At 70.7% G+C, this 22287-nt stretch carries 21 protein-coding genes; 12 read left to right on the forward strand and 9 right to left on the reverse strand.

The annotated features are described in order from the left end of the window. Nucleotides 1-9: 9 nt before the first annotated feature. From BJY18_RS03085 to BJY18_RS03120, 8 genes are all read right to left on the reverse strand, one after another. Nucleotides 10-3804, reverse strand: coding sequence for a GH92 family glycosyl hydrolase (locus tag BJY18_RS03085; RefSeq protein ID WP_312873716.1), 3795 nt, complete (start codon nucleotides 3802-3804; stop codon nucleotides 10-12). 171 nt (nucleotides 3805-3975) lie between these two features. Next, on the reverse strand, nucleotides 3976-5049 hold the full coding sequence (locus tag BJY18_RS03090) for a LacI family DNA-binding transcriptional regulator (protein ID WP_184777476.1): 1074 nt from the start codon (nucleotides 5047-5049) through the stop codon (nucleotides 3976-3978). 415 nt (nucleotides 5050-5464) lie between these two features. Then, nucleotides 5465-6451: an amidohydrolase family protein gene (locus BJY18_RS03095; RefSeq protein ID WP_184777477.1), complete on the reverse strand. Its 987-nt coding sequence runs from the start codon at nucleotides 6449-6451 to the stop codon at nucleotides 5465-5467. Between the two features lie 44 nt (nucleotides 6452-6495). Next, entirely contained in the window at nucleotides 6496-7623 is a 1128-nt protein-coding gene (locus BJY18_RS03100) for an FAD-dependent monooxygenase (protein WP_184777478.1), read from the reverse strand. Continuing rightward, nucleotides 7620-8657, reverse strand: coding sequence for a VOC family protein (locus BJY18_RS03105; protein WP_184777479.1), 1038 nt, complete (start codon nucleotides 8655-8657; stop codon nucleotides 7620-7622). The genes BJY18_RS03100 and BJY18_RS03105 overlap by 4 nt, the downstream gene beginning before the upstream one ends. 35 nt (nucleotides 8658-8692) lie before the next feature. Continuing rightward, nucleotides 8693-9601: an MBL fold metallo-hydrolase gene (locus BJY18_RS03110; RefSeq protein WP_312873717.1), complete on the reverse strand. Its 909-nt coding sequence runs from the start codon at nucleotides 9599-9601 to the stop codon at nucleotides 8693-8695. Beyond that, on the reverse strand, nucleotides 9598-10554 hold the full coding sequence (locus BJY18_RS03115) for a fumarylacetoacetate hydrolase family protein (RefSeq protein WP_184777482.1): 957 nt from the start codon (nucleotides 10552-10554) through the stop codon (nucleotides 9598-9600). The genes BJY18_RS03110 and BJY18_RS03115 overlap by 4 nt, the downstream gene beginning before the upstream one ends. Nucleotides 10555-10627: 73 nt before the next feature. Continuing rightward, the gene (locus tag BJY18_RS03120; RefSeq protein ID WP_184777484.1) at nucleotides 10628-11533 is read right to left on the reverse strand and encodes a LysR family transcriptional regulator; all 906 of its coding nucleotides are present in this window, start codon (nucleotides 11531-11533) and stop codon (nucleotides 10628-10630) included. 133 nt (nucleotides 11534-11666) lie between these two features. On the opposite strand from BJY18_RS03120, the gene BJY18_RS03125 reads away from it, so the two are divergent. From BJY18_RS03125 to BJY18_RS03145, 5 genes are all read left to right on the forward strand, one after another. Continuing rightward, complete coding sequence (locus BJY18_RS03125) at nucleotides 11667-12611, forward strand: fumarylacetoacetate hydrolase family protein (RefSeq protein ID WP_184777485.1); 945 nt, start codon at nucleotides 11667-11669, stop codon at nucleotides 12609-12611. A gap of 170 nt (nucleotides 12612-12781) precedes the next feature. Further along, nucleotides 12782-13753 carry an ABC transporter substrate-binding protein gene (locus BJY18_RS03130; RefSeq protein ID WP_312873718.1) on the forward strand — a complete coding sequence of 324 codons (972 nt, stop codon included), beginning with the start codon at nucleotides 12782-12784 and terminating at the stop codon, nucleotides 13751-13753. Further along, entirely contained in the window at nucleotides 13750-14823 is a 1074-nt protein-coding gene (locus BJY18_RS03135) for a FecCD family ABC transporter permease (protein WP_184777487.1), read from the forward strand. Before BJY18_RS03130 ends, BJY18_RS03135 begins: the two co-directional genes overlap by 4 nt. Next, nucleotides 14820-15590, forward strand: coding sequence for an ABC transporter ATP-binding protein (locus BJY18_RS03140; protein ID WP_184777489.1), 771 nt, complete (start codon nucleotides 14820-14822; stop codon nucleotides 15588-15590). Before BJY18_RS03135 ends, BJY18_RS03140 begins: the two co-directional genes overlap by 4 nt. Nucleotides 15591-15640: 50 nt before the next feature. Further along, nucleotides 15641-16300 carry a TetR/AcrR family transcriptional regulator gene (locus BJY18_RS03145; protein WP_246459261.1) on the forward strand — a complete coding sequence of 220 codons (660 nt, stop codon included), beginning with the start codon at nucleotides 15641-15643 and terminating at the stop codon, nucleotides 16298-16300. A 36-nt stretch (nucleotides 16301-16336) separates the two neighbouring features. On the opposite strand, the gene BJY18_RS03150 is transcribed toward BJY18_RS03145, so the two are convergent. Next, complete coding sequence (locus tag BJY18_RS03150; protein ID WP_184777493.1) at nucleotides 16337-17005, reverse strand: TetR/AcrR family transcriptional regulator; 669 nt, start codon at nucleotides 17003-17005, stop codon at nucleotides 16337-16339. Between the two features lie 124 nt (nucleotides 17006-17129). Here BJY18_RS03150 and BJY18_RS03155 point away from each other — a divergent pair, with 124 nt between their 5' ends. The 7 genes from BJY18_RS03155 to BJY18_RS03185 all read left to right on the forward strand — a co-directional run bounded on the left by BJY18_RS03155 (nucleotide 17130) and on the right by BJY18_RS03185 (nucleotide 22261). Then, nucleotides 17130-18068 carry an NADP-dependent oxidoreductase gene (locus BJY18_RS03155; protein WP_184777495.1) on the forward strand — a complete coding sequence of 313 codons (939 nt, stop codon included), beginning with the start codon at nucleotides 17130-17132 and terminating at the stop codon, nucleotides 18066-18068. Beyond that, nucleotides 18065-18844: an SDR family NAD(P)-dependent oxidoreductase gene (locus BJY18_RS03160; protein ID WP_221457530.1), complete on the forward strand. Its 780-nt coding sequence runs from the start codon at nucleotides 18065-18067 to the stop codon at nucleotides 18842-18844. The genes BJY18_RS03155 and BJY18_RS03160 overlap by 4 nt, the downstream gene beginning before the upstream one ends. A gap of 71 nt (nucleotides 18845-18915) precedes the next feature. Beyond that, entirely contained in the window at nucleotides 18916-19794 is an 879-nt protein-coding gene (locus BJY18_RS03165) for an alpha/beta fold hydrolase (protein WP_184777497.1), read from the forward strand. Between the two features lie 197 nt (nucleotides 19795-19991). Continuing rightward, on the forward strand, nucleotides 19992-20243 hold the full coding sequence (locus BJY18_RS03170) for a hypothetical protein (protein WP_184777499.1): 252 nt from the start codon (nucleotides 19992-19994) through the stop codon (nucleotides 20241-20243). A 148-nt stretch (nucleotides 20244-20391) separates the two neighbouring features. Next, nucleotides 20392-21246: a BtpA/SgcQ family protein gene (locus BJY18_RS03175; RefSeq protein ID WP_184777501.1), complete on the forward strand. Its 855-nt coding sequence runs from the start codon at nucleotides 20392-20394 to the stop codon at nucleotides 21244-21246. 68 nt (nucleotides 21247-21314) lie between these two features. After that, entirely contained in the window at nucleotides 21315-21971 is a 657-nt protein-coding gene (locus BJY18_RS03180) for a hypothetical protein (protein ID WP_184777503.1), read from the forward strand. Further along, nucleotides 21971-22261: a hypothetical protein gene (locus tag BJY18_RS03185; RefSeq protein ID WP_184777505.1), complete on the forward strand. Its 291-nt coding sequence runs from the start codon at nucleotides 21971-21973 to the stop codon at nucleotides 22259-22261. The genes BJY18_RS03180 and BJY18_RS03185 overlap by 1 nt, the downstream gene beginning before the upstream one ends. Nucleotides 22262-22287: the final 26 nt, after the last annotated feature.

The raw sequence follows: 22287 nt of genomic DNA on the forward strand, positions 1-22287 counted from the left end.
TCCAGTGGATCAGCGGTGCCCGAGCAGTTCGACTTCGGCGACGGAGGTTTTCGCCGCGCCCGACGCGGCGGCGAGATCGAGGCGGTAGTACCGGTAGGTGCCGGACTTGGCGGGCGTGTACACGCGGGTTTCGTTGCGCCACGCGAAACTCTGCGCTTGCCGACGGTCGAGCACGGTCCAGTGCCGTCCGTCGCCGGAACCGAGCAGGGTCCACGAAGACGGGTCCGCGGCGGCGTCGGTACCGGAAGTGAGTGTGTACTGCTCGACGTGGTGCGCGGCCGGGAAGTGATAGCTGACGCTGCCGCTCGCGGGCAGGTCGGCGACCGTGGCGGAGGTGTTGTCCGCGACCGCGGCGGCCGTCGTCGTGTCCGGGCCGGCGAAGTCCTGCTGCGGATCGGGGCCCGCCGGCCCGGAGACCGAAGGCGGCGCGTCGTGGGCTCCGGTGCCCCAGGCCGAAGGCCGTGGCCCCATCAGGAAGTCGATCCGTCCGCCGCCGGCGAGGTCGTCGTGGTTCACCCAGGTGTGCCCGGTGGGCCGGCCGTTGACGCGCATGCCCTGCACGTAGACGTTGCGCGCGGAGTTGCCGTGCGCGGTGATGGTGAGGGTGCGGCCGTGGGACAGGTGGAGCGTCGCGCGGTCGAACAGCGGGGAACCGACCGCGAACGTCGGCGACCCGACCTGCAACGGGTAGAAGCCCAGCGCGTTCATCACGTAGAACGCCGACATGGACCCGTTGTCCTCGTCACCAGGATAGCCCTGGCCGATCCCGCTGCCGGTGAACGACCGCGCCAGCATCGACCGCACGAGCCCGGCGGTCTTCCCCGGCTGCCCCACGTAGTCGTAGAGATAGGGCACGTGCATCGCGGGCTGGTCGTTGAACGCCCACTGGCCGAACCGGTCGTCGCGGCCCTCGAACATCTCGTGGTAGGGCCCGCCGAAGCCGCCGCCGTACTGCGCGGTCTCCGGTGTGGCGAAGAACCGGTCCAGCTTGCGGGCCAGCCCGGCGCGGCCACCGTGGAGGGAGGCCAGCCCGTTGCCGTCCTGGGGCACGGAGAAGGCGTAGGTCCAGCCGTTTCCCTCGGTGTAGTCGGAGGAATTCCACTCCAGCGGGTCGTAGGTCCCGGGAGCGTGTGCCCAGGCACCGGTGGCGGTCTTCGGCTGGAAGAAGCCGGTCTTCGGTTCGAACAGCTTCTCGTACCCCGAGGAGCGGTCGAGGAAGTAGTGGTAGTTGGTCAGGTACTCGCCGCGTCTCGGGTCGTCCGGTTTCGCCGTGCGGTAGAGCTTCAGCGACATCTGCGCGATGCCGTAGTCGGCGATCCAGTCCTCCAGCGAGGCCGACGTGCCCGAGCCGGTTTCCGACGGCGTGTAGCCGAGGAACGTGGTGTGCTGGACGTCGGGCCGCCCGGTCAGCCCGGACGAGGGCACCATCGCGTTCTTCACCGCGGCCTCGTAGGCGGAGGCGACGTCGAAGTTCGTGACTCCGCGCAGGTAGGCGTCGGCGATCGCGGCGTCCGAGCTGGTGCCGCTGAAGCCGAGGTATCCGGGCGCGGTCCACTGCCCGAGCCAGCCGCCGTCGCGGTACTGCTGCACGAACCCGTCGATCATCTGCCCCGTCAGGGCGGGGTAGAGCAGGGAGTTCAGTGACCACGCGCTGCGGTAGGTGTCCCAGAATCCTTCGTTGGCATACGGCCGGCCGCTCTTGACCGCGGAGCCGGTGGTGGTCGGGGTGTTCTCCCCGGCATTCGGGGAGTAGGGGCTGGCGTAGCGGTAGTCCGGACGCTGTGCGCTGCCGGTGTTCTCGGCGAGTTCGTTGGGGTACAGGTTGAGCCGGTACAGGCTGGAGTAGAGCGAGGTGAGCTGGTCCTCGGTCGCGCCGTCCACGGTGATCACGCCCAGCTGCTCGTCCCACACCCGCTGCGCCTCGGCGCGGACCTGGTCGAAACCGCGGCCGCCGACCTCCAGATCCAGATTGTGCTTCGCCTGGTCCACGCTGAGGAACGAAGTGGCGATGCGCATGGTCAGGGTGCGCCCGGCGCCGAGCTGGAAACCCGCGTACGCCGCCGGGCCGCCACCGCCGGTCAGCTCACCGGAGCCGGTCACCGGGCGGTCGAACGTCGCGTAGACGAACATCCGTGGCGCGCCCCAGAACCCGCTGACGTCCGAGTACCCGGTGACAACGCCGGTTTCGCGGTCGACCGTCACGTCCGAGCGGCCGTCGACGTTGTCGAAGATCAGGCTGGAGCCGCCTTCGGGGAAGCGGAACCGGAACACCGCGGCGTGCTCGGTGGGCGTCATCTCGGTGCGCAGGCCGTTGTCGAAGGTGACCGCGTACCGGTCCGGGCGTGCGGACTCGTGGTCGTGGCCGAACGTCATCGCCCGCTTCGCCCGGTCCGCCGACTCTGGCGTGTCCGAAGTGGACGGCATCACCTGGAACGTCTGATGGTCGCCGACCCAGGGGCTCGGCTCGTGGCTGGTCGAGAACGCCTGGAGGGCGGGCCGTCCGGCCGGAGTGTTGTCCCGCAGGTACTCATACAGCGTGTCGGTGGACGACGCGTCGGTGACCGGCGTCCAGAAGTTGAACCCGTGCGGCAGCGCGGTGGCCGGGATGGTGGCGCCGCGTGAGTAGTCGCCGGAGGAGTTGGTGCCGCGGGTGGTCACCGCGCATTCGGTCGGATGCGGCGCGGCACACGTTCCGGCAGGGCCGTCGGCGATCGCGATGTCGTCGACCCATCCGGAGAAGTGCGCGGGCGCGCCGGGCCCGGTCCAGCTGAGCAGGACGCGGCGGACGGTCTTCCCGGCCGCGGCCGCGCCGAGGTCGGCGGTGACCTGGTTCCACTGTCCGGTGTGGAGGATCTTCGCCGCGCCTTGCTCGCCGGCGGTGAGCCGCACGCCGTTCTGGTCGGTCACCGGCAGGTCGCTCAGCTTCGAACCGTCGGTGAAGAGCAGATCCAGCGCGAGGTAGGTGCTCGGGTAGGCGGTGTCGTTCCCGGTGAACTCGGGAAAGACCACATAGGACAGCCGGGTGCCGCGGCGCACGGGGACGGACACGTCGTAGAGCCGGTCGGTGGCCGCGCCGCGGGCACCGGTCTGCCAGCCCTCGTAGTGCAGGGAATGAGTGCCGTTGAACCCCAGGTGCGGCTTGACGGTCGGGCCGGACGCGGGGCCGTCACCGACCTCCGCGGTCAGGCCGGGCCGGTCGTCGGAACCCGTGCCCAGCGCGAACTCCGCGAGTTGGAGGGCGGCGTCGCCGTGGTTCGCGCGGACGGTGAGCCGGTAGTGCCGGTACTCGCCCGGATGCGCGACGGCGAACAACCGGGTCTGCCCGCGCTGGGTGAGGTCCTGGTCGCGACGCTCGTCGACGGTCCGCCAGTGCGTCCCGTCGGCCGAGCCCTGCAGGGACCAGGTGCGTGGGTCACGAGCAGGGCTGTCGGTGGCCGAGGTCAGTGCGTAGGTGGTGACCCGCTTCGCGGCCGCGAGCCCGGCGGTGAGCGAGCCGCCGGCGGCGGGGACCTGCCAGCTGGTGGCGGGATCGTGGTCGGCCGCAGTTTCCGGTCCGTGGCCGGCGGGTTCGGTGCCGGTCCCGCCGAGCACGGCCGGGGTCAGCTCGCCCGGTAGCGTGGCGCCGGGCAGGACTCCGTGCGCCCCCGGTTCCGGAGTGTTTTCCCAGTCCGGTGCCGGATCAGCCGCTTCGAAGGACGTCCGGAACGAGCCCGGTGCCGCCGCGGCGGGCGTCGCCACCACTGCCGCGGCGGCGATCACCGCGACCGCGGCGAACGGGATCAGGCGGCGGGGGAGAACGGCCACGGCGAGCTCCTCGGGGATCGGCGGACAATGCCCGTCCCGGGGCGTGCCGCGCCCGGACTGACAACGTTGGCAACGCGGCTCAGTGTCGAGGTGCGTTGTCAGCGTTGTCAATGGCCAGAACTGGACAAAAACCGTGCGGCGGCCGGGTTTCCGATCACCCGGCCGAAGGGGTCAGCGGCGGGTGGAGCGGAGGGCGACGCCGTGGCCTTCGCCGGAGCCACGGGGCACGAGGGTGGTCGGCAACACCACCCGGCGCGGCCGGGAACGGGCTCCGTCGAGCCGGGCGAACAGCAGTTCCGCCGCCCTTTTCCCGAGTTCGCGCGGATCCTGCGCGACCACGGTCACGCCGAGCACCCGGGCGAGTTCCGAGTCGTCGAACGCGACCAGCGCGGTTCGCGGTGCACGCGACTCCGCGATCGCCCGCGCCACCCCGGCGACGAGCGGCGGATTGTCGGTGAACAGCGCGGTCGGTGCGTCATCGAGGGACAGCAGCTCCGCGGTCGCCCGGTACGCCGCCTCCGCGTCGGTGGCGTCGGTGCGGACCGCACGCGGGGTCAGACCCGCGTCGGTCAGTGCGGCGCGGAAACCACGCAGCCGTTCGCGTGCCGTGTGGACCGCGGGGGAGTGGCCGACGTGGGCGATCGAGGTGTGCCCCTGCGCCAGCAGATGCGCCACGGCCTGCCGGGCGCCCTCGGCGTGCGCGGCCAGCACATAGTCCACCGGCAGCCGCCGCGGCGGCCGGTCGGCGAACACGATCCGCGTGCCGACGTCGAGATCCGGGCGAAGGTGGTCGTGCGCCCGGTCGGCCGACACCACGATCAGCCCGTCGAGCCGGCGTTCGACGAACGTGGACAGCAGGGCGCGTTCGCGGGCGGGGTCCTCCCCGGAACTGGCGACGAGCGTGGTGAACGAGCGGGCGGTGCTGACCTGTTCGATGGCGCTGAGCATGCCCGCGTAGAACGGGTCGGCCACGTCCGCGGTGAGCACGCCGATCCCGCCCGCGGCCCGGTCGGCCCGCCGCAGCCCGACGGCGTGGCCGTTGGGCCGGAAGCCGAGCCGCCGGATCTCCGCCTGGACCCGCCCGCGCACGTCGTCGCTGATGAACGGGTAGTTGTGCACCACGCGCGAAACGGTCTTGACGCTCACCGAGGCCGCCGACGCCACGTCGCGCATCGTGGGCCGGCCGGTGGGAGCCGGGCCCCGCCGGCCGGTCACCGGAGGGTTTTCGTCCGAGCCACGAGCCACCGCGGGACCCTATCGCAGACCGGCTTCGACGGTGGGGCGCCGAATTCCCGGCGCGTGCCTGCGGGCGGCGAAGGCGTGAAGCGCGATACCCGGCGCGGGACGTTTGCTGGGGAACGACCGGCCGGTGTGCGCTCCGGCAGAACCGCGCGGTGGTGTTCCGGACTTCGTGCGGCCCCACGTACCGGCGTCAGGAAGCGATCGGTGAGCGGATGGCGGCTGCCGCGACCGTGCGATCGTCGGCCCAGAAGTCGATCCGGGTGACCTCGGCGACTCCTCACCGGCCGAGGTCGACCACGTGTGGCTCGCGCAACGAGATCGACACGTTGGTCGACGTCGCGATCTCGACGGCCAAGACGCCGTCGTCGACGACGGCCACGCTGCGTTTCAACGACCGCGACCGGGTCCCACGGGATGATCAGCTCGACGAAAACGATCTCGACCGGGTTGAGTACCAGCATGATCCAGAACAACGGCCGTATCCCGCGGCTGTACGGGATGGCGTCGCCCTCGCGCCCCTCGAATCCCGGGATGTGATCTGGCCCGGGCCCATGATCGTGACGAGATGGCGCAGCTGCTCGGGTGTGTAGACCAGCGAGTCCACGAACGTCCGTTTCAGCAGCTCGCTGGGTGGCCGCCGCGTGGTGTGGGCGTCCGCGCGGACTGACCAGGCGTGGTCGGCACGCACGAGGTAGCTGGCGAGACAGCCTCCGCCGTGCGCCGACCAGATCCGCAGCCCCGGATGGCGTTCCAGCAGCCCGGAGAAGGCGATCCGCGACAACGCCAACGCGGTCTCGGTGGGGTTGCCGACGGTGTTGAACAGGTAGTAGGCGTTGAGCCGTTCGCCGAGAGTGCAGCCCCACGGGTGGGTCAGGACTGCGGCGCCGAGTTCCTCGGCGGCTGCCCAGAACTCGGCCAGCGAAGGGTCGTCGAGCTCGACGCCGGGTGCGGCGGCCGTGGAGATCTGCACACCGCGCATCCCCAGGTCCCGCACGGCGCTCCGCAGCTGCCGCACCGCCAGATCCGGATGCTGCAGCGAAACCGCGCCGATGCCGAGGAAACGGCCCGGTTGCCGGGCGCAGAACTCAGCGACCGCGTCGTTGGTGAGCGTGGTGATGCGTTCGGCGAGAGCACGCGATGCCCAGGCATGCGGGAACGGCACCGGGCTGACCGCCTGCACGTTCACCCCCGCGCGATCCATCGCCGCGAGCCGCACCTCCACGTCGGTCAGCTTGACGGTGAGTTCGCCGATCTGTCTGACGTTCACGGCCGCCGATTCCGGCCCGAGCGAGGCGGCGTCCACGGCGCGCCGCCTCGCCCACCCCGGCTCGTCAGCGATCAGCTCATCGACGGCCGGAATCCCGAGATGGGCGTGCACGTCGACCGCCGGGGCGGTGGTGGGCATCAGGTCCTCCGACTCCGGACGTGCTGGGGCTCGGTGGGCCGGGTTCACAGCGGCGCCATGGCTGCCATGGTGACTTCGAAGGCCGCGGCGTCGGGGTCGATGTCGAGGCTGTGATCCTGTTCCCAGCGGCCGATGCGCTCGGAACCTTCGACGACGGTCTTGCAGCGTTCGAAGCGCCGCCGCATGAAGCCGTCGAGAACTTGCTCGACGGGGAGTTGCTTGGCGATCTCCTCGGCGAGCACGACGCCGTCTTCGATGGCCTGGGCACCGCCCTGGCCGCAGTGCGGTGAGGTGCCGTGGGCCGCGTCGCCGATCAGCAGGACGCGTCCGCGGTACCAGGGCGCGGGCAGCAGGACATTGTCCACCGGGCGGTAGAGCACTTCGGCGTCGTCGCGCACCAGTTCGCGGTGGTGGGCGACCGGACCGCCGTATTCGGCCAGCCGCTCGCGGTACACGGCGGCCAGTCCCTTGCGCGGGAGGCGTACCGGTGCGCTGTCGGGCACCTTTTCGATGGTGAGCAGGTACATCAGATCCGGTGCCAGCGGGACGAAGCCGGCAGTACCCCGCGAACCCCGGTACATCCACAAACGGTCGAGTCCGGGAATCCGCGGGAGGTTGACCCGCCAGGCGACCTGGCCGGTGAACTTCGCCCGGTGATGTGTTCCGAAGATCTCGTCGCGCAGCCGGGAGTACAGCCCATCGGCCCCCACCACGAGGTCGTAGCCGCGCCGGCGGCCGTCGCTGAAGCCGACCCGCACCTCTGCCGCGGACTGTTCCACCGCGGATGCGGTGACGCCGGTCCGGATGTCCGCGCCGCTGTCCTCGGCGGCAGCGACGAGAATGTCGTGCAGCCGGCGGCGGGTGATGCCGTTGCTGGGCGGCAGTCCCGGCACCGCGGCGGGAAAATCGTTGTCCTGCAACAGTGTTGCGCCGTCGGCGGTCCAGCTGCGCGTGCCGAGGATCGGGTGTCCCTGCGCCGCGCATTCCTGGGCGAGGCCGAGCCCGTCCAGCGCCCGCAGCGCATTGCCGGGCTGGATGATCCCGACGCCGTAGCCCGTCCACTCGCTGTTCTTCTCGATCAGGTCGACCTCGACCCCGGCGCGTCGCAGTGCGATGGTCGCCGACAGTCCACCGATGCCGCCGCCGACAACGAGCACCCGCCGCACGCTCATCGCGGGCCACCCGCCTGGTCGCCGAAGAAACCGCGCATTCTCTCGTCGGTGACCGCCGCGTGCTGCCGGTCGGCGGCCTGCCCCGCCGGTAGCGGCCAGGCGTCGTGGAAGCCGTCGGGGGCGTCGACGTTGCGCCAGAGGTTCTGGCCGGGGTTGCCGTCGGCGGCCTGGTAGGTCGTGGTCTCCCAGTCCGGCATGGTGTTGACCCACCCGCCGGCGTTGATCTCCATCCGGAACCCGCCGGGCTCGCGGACGTAGAGGTAGGTGATCTCGTCGATGCCGTGGATGCCCGGCCCGAACTCGATCGGGGTGTCGTTGGCCAGGAAGATCTCGGCCGCTCGCTCCACGTCCTGGCGCTGGTCGACGCGGAAGGCGACGTGGTGGGCACGTCCGGTCATGCCGCTGAAGTCCGGAACCAGCGCGAGGTCGTGCGTGGACCGGATTCCGTTGCACGTCAACGTGGAGAACACCTCGAATCCCGGTTCCACCTCGGTCTGCGCGGTGTGCCGGGCGCCGAGCCGCCGGTAGAAGTCGATGTCGCCGCGCATGTTGCGGGTCGGCATGGTGACGTGGTCGAGGTAGCGGGCTCCGATTCCCCTGCCGGAGAAGCGCTGCGGCCGGTTCTCGAGTACCGGGTCCCGCTTCTCCGGTGGGGCCTGGTAGCGCTCCACGTCCCAGAACACCTCGTGCAGGTGGCGACCGTGCGGGGCACGGTAGCGGTAGGTGGCGCCGTGCCCGGTCCACGCGTCGACCCAGCCCACGGCTTCCTCGGTGCCGGCCAGCCGCTTGGCGACGATCTCCGGGTCCTCCGGCCCGTAGGTGCGCCACCCGATCCGGCCGACCCCGGGCTCCGGGCCCTCGGTGACGATCAGGCTCGAGTGCAGCCACTCGGCCCAGCCGCGCAGGTAGACCGACTGGCCCTCGCGGGTGGTCTCCTCGAGGCCGAAAACCTCCTTCATCCACTCGACGGTCTTATCGGGCTTCGGGCTGATCAGCTCCACGTGTGCCAGCTGCGACAGCAGGATCTCGGACATCAGGGCCTCCTGGGTCAGGCGGGACGATGGTGGCCTCAGGCGAGGCAGGTCAGGGGGCGGCCACCGGTGAAGGCGACCATGTCGCGCAGCGCGGCACCGTGGTCGAGCGGCCGGCCGGAGTCCTCGGCGTAGACGCTGTGCAGGTTGCCGACGATGCGTTCACCGTCGGTCCAGGCCGCGAACCTGCCGAGGTCGGTGTGCCTCGCCAGTTCCAGCGGGCTGAGCCCGGCCTCCTGGCCGCGCCGGGCGACGTCGAGGACGAAGCGCAGATAGTCCAGCACTTCGCCGATCACCTCGGGTCCGCACACCGGGCCGTGGCCGGGAACGATCGTGGTGGCGCCGAGTGGCCTCAGGAACCCCTCGAGAACCTCGACGGATCCCCGCACCGATCCGGACAGCAGGAACGGTGTGCCTCCGTTGAACAGGAGGTCGCCGGCGAACAGCACGGCGCGTTCGGGAATCCAGACCACGACGTCGTTGGTGGTGTGCGCGGGCTGCCCGGGATGGATCAGCTCGCAGCGCAGGTCCTCGACCCACACCGTGATCCGATCGGTGAAGGTCAGGAACGGAAGCTGGAGGTCCAGCACACCGTAGTCCACATCGGACCAGGGTCCGCCGTTGGCGGGCAGGCCGAGAGTGCGCATCTCGGGCCGGGCCTGCTCGTGCGCGACGATCGTGGCGGTCGGGAAGTAGCCGTTGCCTGCGGTGTGGTCGGGGTGGTGGTGGGTGTTGACCAGTGTCCGCACCGGTGCGGTGCTCACCTCCGCGACGGCCGCGAGCAGGTCGCGAGTGCGGCGTTCGGTCGCGCACGCGTCGATGCACAGCACTCCCGTGGAGCCCGTGACGAAGCCGCTGTTGTTGATCATCCAGCTGCCGTCGGGCTGCACGAACGCGTAGACACCGTCGGAGACCTCCTCGGCGCGGCCCGGCTCAGGCCGGTTCACCGGGGCTCCTCCACGCATGTGTTGCGCTGCACGCCGATGCCGGAGATCCCGGCCTCCAGCACATCACCGGGCTCGAGCCAGCGCCGCCACTTGCCGCCGTTGCCCGCCGGGCTGCCGGTGAGGACCAGGTCGCCCGGGTACAGCGTGGTCGCCGCCGAGGCGGCCGCGACGAGCGCTTCGACGTCGAAGAGCAGGTTCGCGGCGACGTCGGACTGCTTGCGTTCCCCGTTGAGGTCGAGTGTGATCGCCAGCTGCCGGTAGTCCGGCAGCACCGTGATCGGGGTGATGAACGGCCCGGTCGGCAAGAAGGTGGGGCGGTTCTTCGCCCGGACCCAGTCACCGCCCAGCGGCCGGTGTTCCGCGGGGAACTGGAGGTCGCGGGCACTGATGTCGTTGCACACGGTGAATCCCGCGACGTGCTGCAGGGCGCGTTCGCGCGGCACCCGGTGCGCGGTCCTGCCGATCACCGCGGTCAGCTCGGCCTCCCAGTCCACCTGGGCGGACTCGGCGGGCAGCAGCACGTCGTCGTCCGGTCCGCAGATCGCGGCGGGCAGGCCGCTGAACAGGAACGGACTGCCGGTGCGGACCTTGTCGTCCATCATCTTCTCGGCGTCGCGGCGCACCTCGTCGTCGCTGCGGGTGTCGTCCGGTTCCCGGCCGGAGAGCACGATTTCGGCGACGTGGCTGCGGTAGTTGGCGCCGGCCTGGAGGATCTGGCGCGGCCTCAGGGGCGCGCGCACCGACAGCGCCGCCAGCGACCTGCCGTCACCGGCGGCGAGCGTCGAGGCGAGCTCCGGCAGCCGTGTGCTCGCCGCCTCCCAGTCCTCCAGCAGGTCCCGGACCGTCTCCCATTCCTGCAGCGGCAGCACTCGCTCGCCGGAGACGAGACCGGGGAACTCACCGCTGCCGTCCGAAAAGGTCCCCAGCGCGTAGCCGTCGACCCATCGCGTCATCGCGTCCTCCTTCGACGCGTCCGACGCTACGAGCAGCGGGGGCGAGTGCGGAAATACGCGGTATGGATACCAGCTATCCCGCGACGGCGAGCAGCTGCTCCCGCAGCCAGCGGTGCCCTGGATCGCCCTCGCGCCTGCTGTGCCAGTACACGGATTCGCGCACCGGACGCAGGGGGAACTCCGGTTCCAGCAGGGTGATGTCGGCGGCCGGCGTGAGCTTCTGACCGAGGCTTTCCGGAATGATCGTGACCAGGTCCGTTCCGGCCAGCAGAAACGGCATGGTGATGAAGGTGACCGAGGTCGCCTCCACCCTCGGTGTCACGCCTGCCCGCTCCAGATCCTCGTCCATCAGGCTGCAGCCACTCGGCGGTGCGAACGCCAGGTACGGGTACTCGGCCAGCGCCTGCAAGGAAAGCGACCCGTCGGCCAGCGGGTGCTGCGACCACACCGCGCCCACGTAGCGGTCCCGGAGCACCGAGGCGTGCGAACACGAGCTCCACACCAGGTCATCGGCCAGCACTTCGGGGAGGATGACCAGGTCGATCTCGTCGCGTTCGATCATGCGTGCGGCATCGGCGGACAGCGCACCCAGCTCCAGCCGGATGTTGGGCACCGCACCGTTGACGCGTTCCAGCAACGGCCGCATGAGCACGACCCCCGCGTAGTCGCTGGCCATCACGGTGAAGGTCCGCTCGTCGTGCGCGGGGTCGAAGCCCGGGGGCGCGACGATCTGCTGCTCGATCGTGGCCAGCACCTCCCGCACCGGTTCGATCAGCGCTTCCCCGCGCGGGGTCAGCCGCAGGTAGCGCCCCTGCTTGACCAGCAGCGGATCGTCGAGGATCCGGCGCAGCCGGGCCAGCGCGGTGCTCGTCGCCGGCTGCGACAGGTGCAGTCGCGCGGCCGCGCGGGTGACGTTCTGCTCGCGCAGCAGCGCGTCGAGCACCACCAGCAGGTTCAGGTCCAGCTGTCCCAGGTTCACCCTGCTCACTCCTTCAGCGCCGTCGCCGCGATCTTACGAGGCATCCACCGCGCGGATACCAGCCAGCCGATCTGCGCATTTCCGCCGTCCGCGCGCGCCTTCTTAGCATCGCCACGGACCACGAGGAGGCGTCATGCGAATCGTCCGGCACCGCACGGATCAGGGCCCGAGACTCGCCGTGCTCGACGACGAGGACGTCCTGATCGACCTGCCGGCAGGGCTCGACCTGCCGACGCTGCTCGCCGACGACGGCAGGCTCGCCGCAACCGCCCACACCGCCAGGCGGACGGCCTCGCGAGGCGTGCCGCTCAACGAGGCCGAGCTGATGACTCCGCTGGATCCGCCCACCGTGCGGGACTTCTCCACCTTCCCCGAGCACACCGCGGGCATCGCCAGGAACCTCGATCCGAACGCCGGTGTCCCGGAGGAGTTCTGGCAGATTCCCGCGTTCTACTTCTCCAACCCCTATGCCACCATCGGCCCGCACGACGACGTTCCCGTTCCACCGGGATGCGAGCGGTTCGATTTCGAGCTGGAGGTGGCGGCCGTGGTCGGCCGTGCGGGAGGAGACCTCACCGTCGAGCAGGCCGCCGAGCACATCGCCGGGTTCGTGGTGTTCAACGACTTCTCCGCGCGCGACATCCAGTTCCACGAGATGCGACTGCGGCTCGGGCCTGCCAAGGGAAAGGACACCGCCACCTCGCTGGGCACCGTGTTCGTGACCGCCGACGAACTGCGGCACCGGGCGTCGGGAACCTCCTACGACCTGACCATGCGCGTGCTGGTCAACGACGAGGAGATCGGTACCGACCGGCTCGACAACATGGCCTGGAGCTTCCCGTCCCTCGCTGCGTACGCCTCGCGGGGCACCGAGATCCGCCCGGGCGACCTGCTCGGCTCCGGAACCTGCCGTAACGGCTGCCTGGCCGAACTGTGGGGCCGCCACGGGCCCGGCTTTCACCCGTCGCTGCAGCCGGGTGACGTCGTCACCACCGAGGTGGAGCTGCTCGGCGGTACCCGCAACCGCATCGTGACCGGCGCCGCACCGCACCCGATCCGCCCCGGGGTCAGCTCATGACGCGCGTGCCGACCTGATGCGGCGTGCCCCCTTCGGCGCACCGCCCTTCCGGCGCAGCGACTTCGTAGTGAGCTGACTCACCAGAGGTTCCCGGCGGCGCGCGGGAACCGGGTCCGCGGTTCCTTCGACCACTGTTCTCGGAAACGTCGATGACGTCGAGGGAGCAGCCGGTGAGAGCACTGCGTCGGACGGCCGCCGCCATGGCCCTCCTTTTCGGACTGGCCGCGTGTGGCAGCGTTGATCCGGTCCGGCCCGCCGCGGCCCCGGCCAGTTCGGCGACCACGCGCGCCGCGGCCTGCCCCGCGCCGCCGCGGCTGCCGCGTCCGCCGCAGCGGGTGGTCACGATGGACGGCGGTGCCGCTGCGATCCTCGAACGGCTGGGCGTCGCCGACAGGATCGTCGGCACCGCGGCGCCGGACTTCTTCACGGCCTTCTCCGGCGACGAGGCGGCGAAGCTGGTGCGGATCGCGGTGATCGACCCGGGACAGGGCAACGCCGAGGCGGTCATCGCGGCACGGCCCGACCTCGTCGTCGGTGTCTCGAGTTACAGCTTCGGTGGTTTCGACGGCACCCCGACCGTGGACCAGTTGGCAGCAGCCGGCGCGAAATCGCTTGTCGCGTGCGACACCGGGCAGGGTGCGGCGGTCGAGGACCTGTCCTCCACGACCACGTTCATCCGGCAGCTCGCCGAGGTTTTCGGCGTCGAACAACGCGGCGCCGACCTGATCTCGGAGATCGACCGGGCGGGGCACGCCTCGGGCACGCCGGTGCGAGTACTGGCGCTCTCGGCTCCTCCCGCGGCCGGCCGCCCCGTGCGGGTCCAGGGTGGTACCGGACTGGCCAACGGCGTCATCACGTTGGCCGGAGGGAAGAACGTCGCCGAAGACGCACTGCAGGATTTCGCGACCCTCAGCGCCGAAGAGATCGTGAGGCGCGATCCGCAGGCGATCGTCGTGATCTCCGGGTTCTCCCCGGTCAGCGACGAGGACCTGCTCCGTTCCGTCCGCCGCAGCCCGGTGCTCGCCGGGACCACCGCGGTGAAGGAGAACCGGTTCGTGGTGGTGCCGCAGAGCATTCTGCTTTCCCCGAGCGTGCTGAACGGAGACGCCGTGGCGAAGATCGCCGGCGCGCTTCACCCATGACCCTGCGTTCGCGGTTCGGGCCCCGGCGAAGCGGCCTGCTCGGCGCTGTCCCGATCGTGGTGGTTCTCGTCGTGCTCGGGGCGCTGCTGGGTGTGTCGGCTCTGATCGCCGTCGGTCTCGGCCCGGTGGCCATCCCGCCCGGCGAGGTGACGTCCATTGTGGGCGCGCACGTCACCGGACGCGGCACACCCGGCGCGTTCGACTTCATCGTGTGGAATCTGCGGGTACCGCGGGTGCTGCAGGGCGTCTTCGTCGGCGCTGGGCTGGCCGTCGCCGGGCTGCTGTCCCAGGCCATGGTCGGAAATCCGCTGGGTGAGCCCTCCATCATCGGGCTCACCTCGGGAGCGGGTGCCGGTGCGGTGCTCGTGCTGTCCACCCTCGGTTCCGGCGTCGCCGGTTTGCTCACCCTGCCGCTGGCCGCGTTCGGCGGCGCGGTCGTCACCGCGGTGGTGGTGTTCGGGTTTTCCCGTACGGCGGGCCGGATCCAGGCCGGCCGGATGGTGCTGACCGGGGTCGCTGTCGGTCAGCTGCTTTCCGGGGTGATCTCGTTCCTGGTGCTGCGCACGCACGACATCGACGCGCAGCAGCAAATCTTGTTCTGGCTCCTCGGCAGTCTCGCGGGCGCGCAGTGGCCGCTGGCGCTGACCTGCGCCGCGGTGGTCGCCGCGCTGGTGCTCGTGTCGGCGGTGGGCGCGGGCCGGCTGAACTTGCTGGTGCTCGGAAGCGACGGTGCCGCATCTCTCGGACTGGATGCCGCGCGTGCTCGCGCCGTGCTGCTCGCGATCGTCGCGTTGCTGACCGGGACGGTCGTCGCGGTGTCGGGCAGCATCGGGTTCATCGGCCTGATCGTGCCGAACCTGAGCCGGTTGCTGGTCGGCGCCGATCACCGTCGTGTGCTGCCGGTGGCGGCGCTGCTCGGTGCGGTGCTGATCGTCTGGGCCGACACCGCCGCCCGGCTGGTGCTCGCCCCGACCGAGTTGCCGATCGGTATCCTCACCGCCGCGATCGGGGTCCCGCTGTTCCTGGTCCTCCTTCGCCGCGGCACGGCGGCAAAGGGGGGTCTGTCGTGAAGCTGGCCTTCGACGGCGTCACCGCCGGGTACACCGTGGTGCCCGCGGTCCGGGACGTCACGCTGACCATCGCCGCGGGCGAGTTCGTCGCCGTGGTCGGGCCGAACGGCAGCGGGAAGTCCACTTTGCTCAAGACCGTCTATCGCGCGTTGCGTCCGCACGCCGGGACGGTACGGCTGGGGGATACAGACGTCTGGAAGGCCGGGCACCGGGAGGTGGCGAGGCGGGTCGGGGTGCTCGGCCAGGACCAGGACGGCGGCTACGATTTCACCGTGCGCGAGGCGGTCCGGCTCGGCCGGTACCCGCACCTCGGCGCGTTCGACCGGCTCACCGGATCCGACGAGACGGTCGTGACCGAGGCGCTGACCCGCACCGGCGCCACCGGCCTCGCCGACCGCCCACTGTCCACATTGTCCGATGGGGAACGCCAGCGCGTGCTGCTGGCGAGGGCGCTGGCGCAGCAGCCCGGAGTGCTGCTCCTGGACGAGCCGACCAACCACCTCGACCCGGCGCACCAGCTCTCCGCGCTGAACCTGGTCGCCTCTTCGGGCGTGACGGTGGTGGCCGCGCTGCACACCCTCGACCTCGCCGCCCGGCACGCCACCACGATCGTGGCACTCAACGCGGGCATCGTCGCCGCCGCCGGACCGCCCGCCGAGGTGCTGACCCCGGCCCTCTTCCGCGAAGTGTTCGAAGTGGACGGCAGGCTCATTCCCGACCCGGTCGACGGACGGCCCCGCGTACTGTTGCGCGAACTTGACCGGTGATCGCTTCAGGCAACGGCGTCTCGCGCGTCACCTATCGTGGGACGGTGGGGATGGATACCGGGAGCAGTGCCGGCGAGCCGGCGATCGGCTCTGCACACCAGGTCGAGCACCTGCGGGCGGACAGCCGCACCTCGCGGCCCGGCGGCCGGACGGCGCGGGTCGGCCAGGCGGTGCTGGACGCGACCATCGCCGAGCTGAGCGAGGTCGGGTACGCGGCGCTGCGGATCGAGTCGGTGGCCGAGCGCGCCGGGGTGAACAAGACGACGATCTACCGGCGGTGGGGCGACAAAGCCGGCCTGGTGGCGACGGCGTTCATCGACCGTCGCGACGAGTTCGCGCCGCCGCCGGACACCGGCAGCCTGCGCGGGGACCTGCTGATCCATCTCCGCGAGATCCGCGACACGTTCCAGACCCCGTGGCTCACCCGGCTCGTCCAGGAGCTGGGGCCGCGCACCGAGGAACGCAGCGACGTCCGCGAGGTGCTCGACCAGATCTGGTCGGTGCGGCTCGAGCTTTCCCGGATGATCTTCGTCCGCGGCATCGAGCGCGGGGAGCTGCCGGCCGGCGCCGATCCCGGCTTCCTGATCGAGGCGACGTCCGGACCGCTGTACTTCCGCTGGCTCCTGCTCGGCCGCGAACTCGACGACGAATTCCTGGCACGGACGGCCGACCTCGTCCTCGCCGGTGCGGGCGCGGCCAAGGCGGACTGACCGGCAGGCGCGCTCCGCAGCCGCCACCTCGCACGGTCACTTCCGCGCCAGTGCGCCGGTCAGGAGGGTGGTGAGCAGGTCCTGCAGGTCGCGGCCGAAGGTGACGCAGTGCGCGGTGAGGGTGTCGTCGGCCTGGTAGGCGGCGCGCATGGATTCCGACGGGTGGGCGTGGGTCCAGATCGCGCCGATCACGATGATCGTCTGTCCGCAGAAGCCCTCGGCGTCCTCGCCGAGTTCGGGCAGGCGTTCGCGCACCAGGGTGGCCAGTTCGCGGAGGTTGCCCAGCGAGGACTTCTTGTAGTGGGCGACCACCGCGGGGGAGACGTTGTACTCGAGGACGCCGACCTGGGCGCTGAGCAGTTCGCACAGCAGGGGGCGTTCGACGAGCGACTGGGTGAGCAGCGCGGCGAGGTCGTCGGCGCGTCGCCGTGCCGGGGTGCCGGGTGCGGGCCGGTCCGCCGGCTGGCCGCGGAGGTCGGCCGTCCAGCGCCGCCACGCCCGGTCCAGCAGCTCGAGCAGGATCTCCTCGCGGGATTCGAAGTAGCGCAGCACGTTCGACTTGGCCAGGCCGACGCGCCGGCTCAGTTCGTTGAGGCTGACCTGCTTGACCGGCATCTCGGCGATCATCGCCGCGGTCGTGTCCAGGATCGCCTGGCGCCGGATCTCGCGCTGTTCGTCGCTTCGGGCTCGCTGGAAGGTCACCACGCGCACATTTTACCGACCGCCGGTCCTTTGACAGCAGACCATCGGTCTCTTATTCTCGACCGTAAGAGACCGATGGTCTGTAACCTGCGGGCGCCCGCCTGCCGAGAACGACAAGGACCCCGCCATGTCTGCTACCGCGAGCACCGGAACGACGATGCGAGCCGTCCAGCTCGATGTCTGGGGCGGCCCGGAACGGCTGGTGGTACGGGACGTCGCACGTCCGGTGCCCGGGCCTGGACAGGTGCGGGTGCGCGTGGAGGCGGCATCGGCCAACGCAGTGGACCGCCGGGTGCGGGAGGGCTACCTCAGCGCACAGTTTCCGTTGCCCTACACGGCGGGCAGTGATTTCTCCGGCGTTGTCGAGGCAGTGGGCGAGGGAGCGGACCTGCCAGTGGGGGCGCCGGTCTTCGGCGCGCTCTGGCCGACCAGCGGGGCGTACGCCGAGTACGCGGTCGTCGACGCCGCTCTTCTCGCGGTGAAACCCGACGGCGTCAGCTTCGAGCAGGCCGCGGCCTTGCCGGTCGCCGGCATCACCGCCTGGGTCGCGGTCGTCGACGATGGGCAGGTGCGGCCGGGTCAGCGAGTGCTGGTCCAAGGCGCCGCCGGCGGCGTCGGCCACATCGCGGTGCAGCTCGCCAAGCAGCGCGGTGCGTACGTCATCGGCACCGCGTCGGCGGCCAACCACGATTTCATCCGCGACCTCGGCGCCGACGAGGTGCTCGACTACCGTTCCCCGGATCTGCCCGGCCTGCTCGCGGATCTCGACCTCGTCATCGACGGCGTGAGCGCGGCCGGCCTGGCCGCGTTCTATCCAAAGATCCGGCGAGACGGGCTCGCACTGTCCCTTTTCGACCCACCCCTGCCGCCTCCCGCGGGCATCCGTGCCCAGCTCGTCGCGACCGCCGCCATTGCCGACGGGCCGGTGCGGCCGCGGTTGGCTGCCCTGGCGAAGCTGGTCGCCGGCAACCAGCTGACCGTCGCCGTCACCGCGTCTTACGGACTCGATGAGGTTGCGACCGCGCAGGAAACCCGCGTTCGGGGCAAGGCCGTCATCATCCCGTGAACGCCGGACGAGAGGACACCGCGAAAATGCTGCTGGAAGGGAAAAGCGCGGTCGTGACCGGTGCCGCGTCCGGCATCGGCGCCGCGGTCGCCCGCCGGCTGGCGCGCGAGGGCGCCGCCGTGGTCGTGGCCGACCTCGACGAGGGAGGGGGCGCACGAGTGGCCGAGGAGATCCACGATTCCGGCGGACACGCTGTTTTCGTCCGGACCGACGTCACCGACCCCGCGTCCGCCGAGGAGATGGTGGCCGCCGCGCTGCGCGAGTTCGGCAAGCTCGACCTCGCGGCCAACTGCGCTGCGATCGCCCTCGACCCGATGCCCACCCACGAGACACCGATCGAGCTCTGGGACCGCGTCTCGCGGGTCAACCAGCGCGGCACGTTTCTCAGTATGCGCGCCGAAATTCCCGCACTCCTCGAGCGTCCGGCGAGCGCCGTCGTGAACATCACCGCCGTCGCCGGCGGAGTCAAAGCCCTCGGCTCGCTCGCCGCGTATGTCACCTCGAAGGCCGGCGTGACCGGTCTGACCAAGACCGCCGCCATCGACTACGTCCGGCACAATCTGCGCATCAACGCGGTCGCCCCGGGCTTCGTCGACACGCCGATGACCCGGCAGCTGCCCGCCGAGGTGCTCGGTGCCGTCGCGGAAACCCAGCCACAGGGCCGGATCGGACGCCCCGAGGAAATCGCCAACGTCGTCGCGTGGCTTCTCTCCGAGGAAGCGTCGCTGGTCACCGGGGTCGTCCTTCCGGTCGACGGCGGCACCGGCAACGGCTGAGCCTGCCCACCGATCCGAACCCGGGAGACCACCCAGTGCCCGCAGCGCCCCCAGAGCCCTCAGAGCCCCCAGTGCCCCCAGAGACCCGCGACATCCCCGAGCCGTCCGGACGGCTCACGCTCGCCGACGGCCGTGTCCTGGCCTGGGACGAGCACGGCGACGTGCGCGGCCCCGCCGTGCTCTACCTGCACGGCACCCCGGGATGCCGCATCCTGTGGAGCGAAATCCCGCGCATGGCCACCGAAGCCGGGGTCCGGCTGATCATGGCGGACCGGCCCGGATGCGGCGCGTCGGATTTCCAGCCCGGGCGGCGCATCACCGGCTGGCCGGACGACGTCGGCGCCCTCGCGGATCATCTGCGGCTGAGCCGCTACTGGGTGCTCGGCGCCTCCGGAGGCGGACCGTACGCGCTGGCCTGTGCCTCCGGCGGCGATCCCCGGCTGGTGCGGGCCGCGGTCACCAGCGGCATCGGCCCCCTGGACACCCCGGAAGCCCGTGACCGGCTCACCGACACCAACCGCTCGATCTTCCTCGCGGCCGCGTCCGGAGCCGAGGCCGCGGTGGCGATCGCGCGAGCCCTGACCTCGGGCGGCGCCTCGATGGCGGCCATGATCGCCACCATGCCGCCCGGAGATCAGGCGATCGTGCGCGAGCACCCGGGAATGCTCGCGGAACTGGTCGATCTGCGCGCTGTGGTCGCCCACGGGCCGGAAGGGCTCGCCCACGACCTGTGGCTCGCGACCCAGCCGTGGGGTTTTGACCTGGGCGGAATACGGATCCCGGTCGATTTCTACGCCGGCGACGAAGACCGGAACGTGCCGGTGCGCATGGTCGAGGAGCAGGCGAGCCGGGTACCGCGAAGCACCTTCACCGTCTGGCCCGGCGCCGGCCACCTGGCCGAACTCGTCCGCCTCGGCGAAGTGGTCGCACACCTGGTGGCCGCGGACTGAACCGCCGGCGGCTACTGCGGGGCGCCGTGCTTTCCCGGAGCCGAGCTTCCCGCGTAGTCGTCCAGGCCGCTGACCAGTTCGGCGACCCAGGGCATCTCGTCGAAGCGCCGCTGGTGCAGGTATGGGGCAGCCCGATGCGGTCACTGTGCAGGTGCGCGGGATGGATCAGGTACTCCCAGTATCCGTCGAGGTCGTCGATGGCGAGGATCTGGCCGGCGCCGGTGATCCGCGCCAGTTTCGCCCGCCTGCAGCCAGCCGATCGTGTGCAGGGCCTGCCACGCGGTGTTCCCCTGGATGACCATCGTCATCGCCTGCAAATCGGTGACCTCGTCGCGCAGCTGGAACACGTCCCGGCGCCGGACGGCGACCCGCTCGGCGAAGCCCGCGCCCTCCGTCGTCAGCCCGGCCACTCACGTCCCGTCTTCGAGCCGTCGGACCATGCAGCCTAAGGAACCTCAGGGGCTTAGTGCAACGTCCTGCTGCATTAGTGAGCTGAAGCTCGCGCGCTCTCGCGGTCGTGCCGAGGATGTGATAGCACTTAGTACACTAAGTGCTCTACCTTAACCGCCGACTTCCGAAAGCTGGTGAAGACGCCCGATGGCCGCCGAGAAACCCCTGCTCATGCCGCCGCGTGCCAGTGCCCTTGCCGAGTTCTCCGTGCCGTTCCCGGTGATCGGCGTCGTGCATCTGCCGCCGCTGCCGGGTGCTCCGGCCTATGCCGGGATGCCGATGCGGGAGATCTGCGCGGCCGCGGTGCGGGATGCACGCGCACTGGCCGACGGCGGGATCGACGGGATCATGATCGAGAACGCCAGCGATCACCCGTTCCTCCGCCCCGACGACATCGGGCCGGAGACCGTCAGCGGGATGACCGCGGCTTGCCTCGCGGTCCGCGAAGCCGTTGAGCAGCCGCTGGGGATCACCTGTGTCGCCAACGGCGCCATCCCGGCCTTCGCCGTCGCGAAGGCGACGGGTGCGCGGTGGATCCGGGCCAACCAGTGGGCGAACGGGTACGTCGCCAACGAGGGCATCTTGAGCAACGACGCCGCCCGCGCACTGCGCTACCGGAAGGCCATCGACGCACACGACGTCGGCGTGTTCGCCGACGTGCACGTCAAGTTCGGCGCACATGCCATCACCATGGACCGCAGTACCACGGAACAGGCCGGTGACGCCGAATGGCATATGGCGGACGTCTTGATCGCGACCGGTACCCGCACCGGATCACCGACCGACCCGAGTGAGGTCGAGCAGGTGCGTGCCGGGACCAGCCTGCCGGTGTTCGTGGGCTCCGGATTCGCGGTCGGCAATGCCGAAGCGCTGGTCGCGGCCGCCGACGGGGCGATCGTCGGGCAATCCCTGAAACAGGACGGCCGGTGGTGGGAACCCGTGGACGTCCACCGGGTCGCCACGCTCATGGCGGCCGTCCGGACCCTGCGGCAGGCCGCGTGATGGACGCCCTCTCGGCGGAAACCGACGTTTTCCGCAAGGCGGAAGGCAGTAGCGCCATCCTGTTTTCCTTGACCCGGCGAACTTCCACGACCGCCCTGTCCCCGGGCCGGGAGCGCGCGGCGCGGCGGAACGTCGGCGAGACCGTCGAACAGTTCCGGCGCGAGGGCTGGCACCTGTCGGTCGCGTCGATGTTCGACGGTGTCTCCCGCGATGCCGAGATGTACCAGACCGGCTTCGCGCATCACGTCGACTTCGTCACCGCCTGGGAAGCACCCGATCCGTTTTCGGCGGCGTCGGCGGTGGACCGGTTGCGCGACGCCGGATGGGAGCTCCTGCACGAGTCGAGCTGGCTGATCGGGCCCCGGGAATTCCGGCCGGTGCCGGGTGCCGGACGCGATCCGGCCGGTGGCGACTGGGCGATGTTCGCGTTCTGGGAATGGAACGACCACTGGCAGGCCGCGACCCCGCGAGAGGTCGTCGAGTACGACGCCGAATGTGACGTCGCTTTTCAAGCCGACGTCGATGCGGGAATCGGCATTGCCGGCCGGTACCGGATGGATGCCGGCAGCCAGTGGCACCATCTCGCCGTCTGGGAGCTTCCCGGCGTGCGGACCCTGACGAGCGCCATGGCCGAGCACGAGCGGGTGGCGGACTTCAAATTCACCACTTCCCGGCACTACCTCGGACGCCGCGCGCCGCTGTCGAGCATTCTTGGAGATGAGTGATGAACGACGTCATCTGGATCCACAAGTCCCGCGCCCGGCACGCCTGGTACGGACTCGACGAGCGGCAGCGGGCCGAATTCGCGGAAACGTGGCACGCGGCCGACCGGCGCGGTGCCGGTGCCGGTGCCGAACTGATCGGGCGCTACTCCGTGCGCGGCCAGAGCGATTTCTCCACGGTCGAGGTGTGGTCGTTCGCGTCCGTGGAGGATGTCTTCGCCTTCTGGGAAAACCGTGTATCGGCCGGCTATACCCGGTGGTTCGCTTTCGAGAACCTTTTCGGCACGCGCTGAGCGTCCTGCCCCGCACCCGGGTTTCG

Origin of the sequence: Amycolatopsis jiangsuensis (assembly GCF_014204865.1) — a bacterium.
Classification (GTDB): Bacteria; Actinomycetota; Actinomycetes; order Mycobacteriales; family Pseudonocardiaceae; genus Amycolatopsis; species Amycolatopsis jiangsuensis.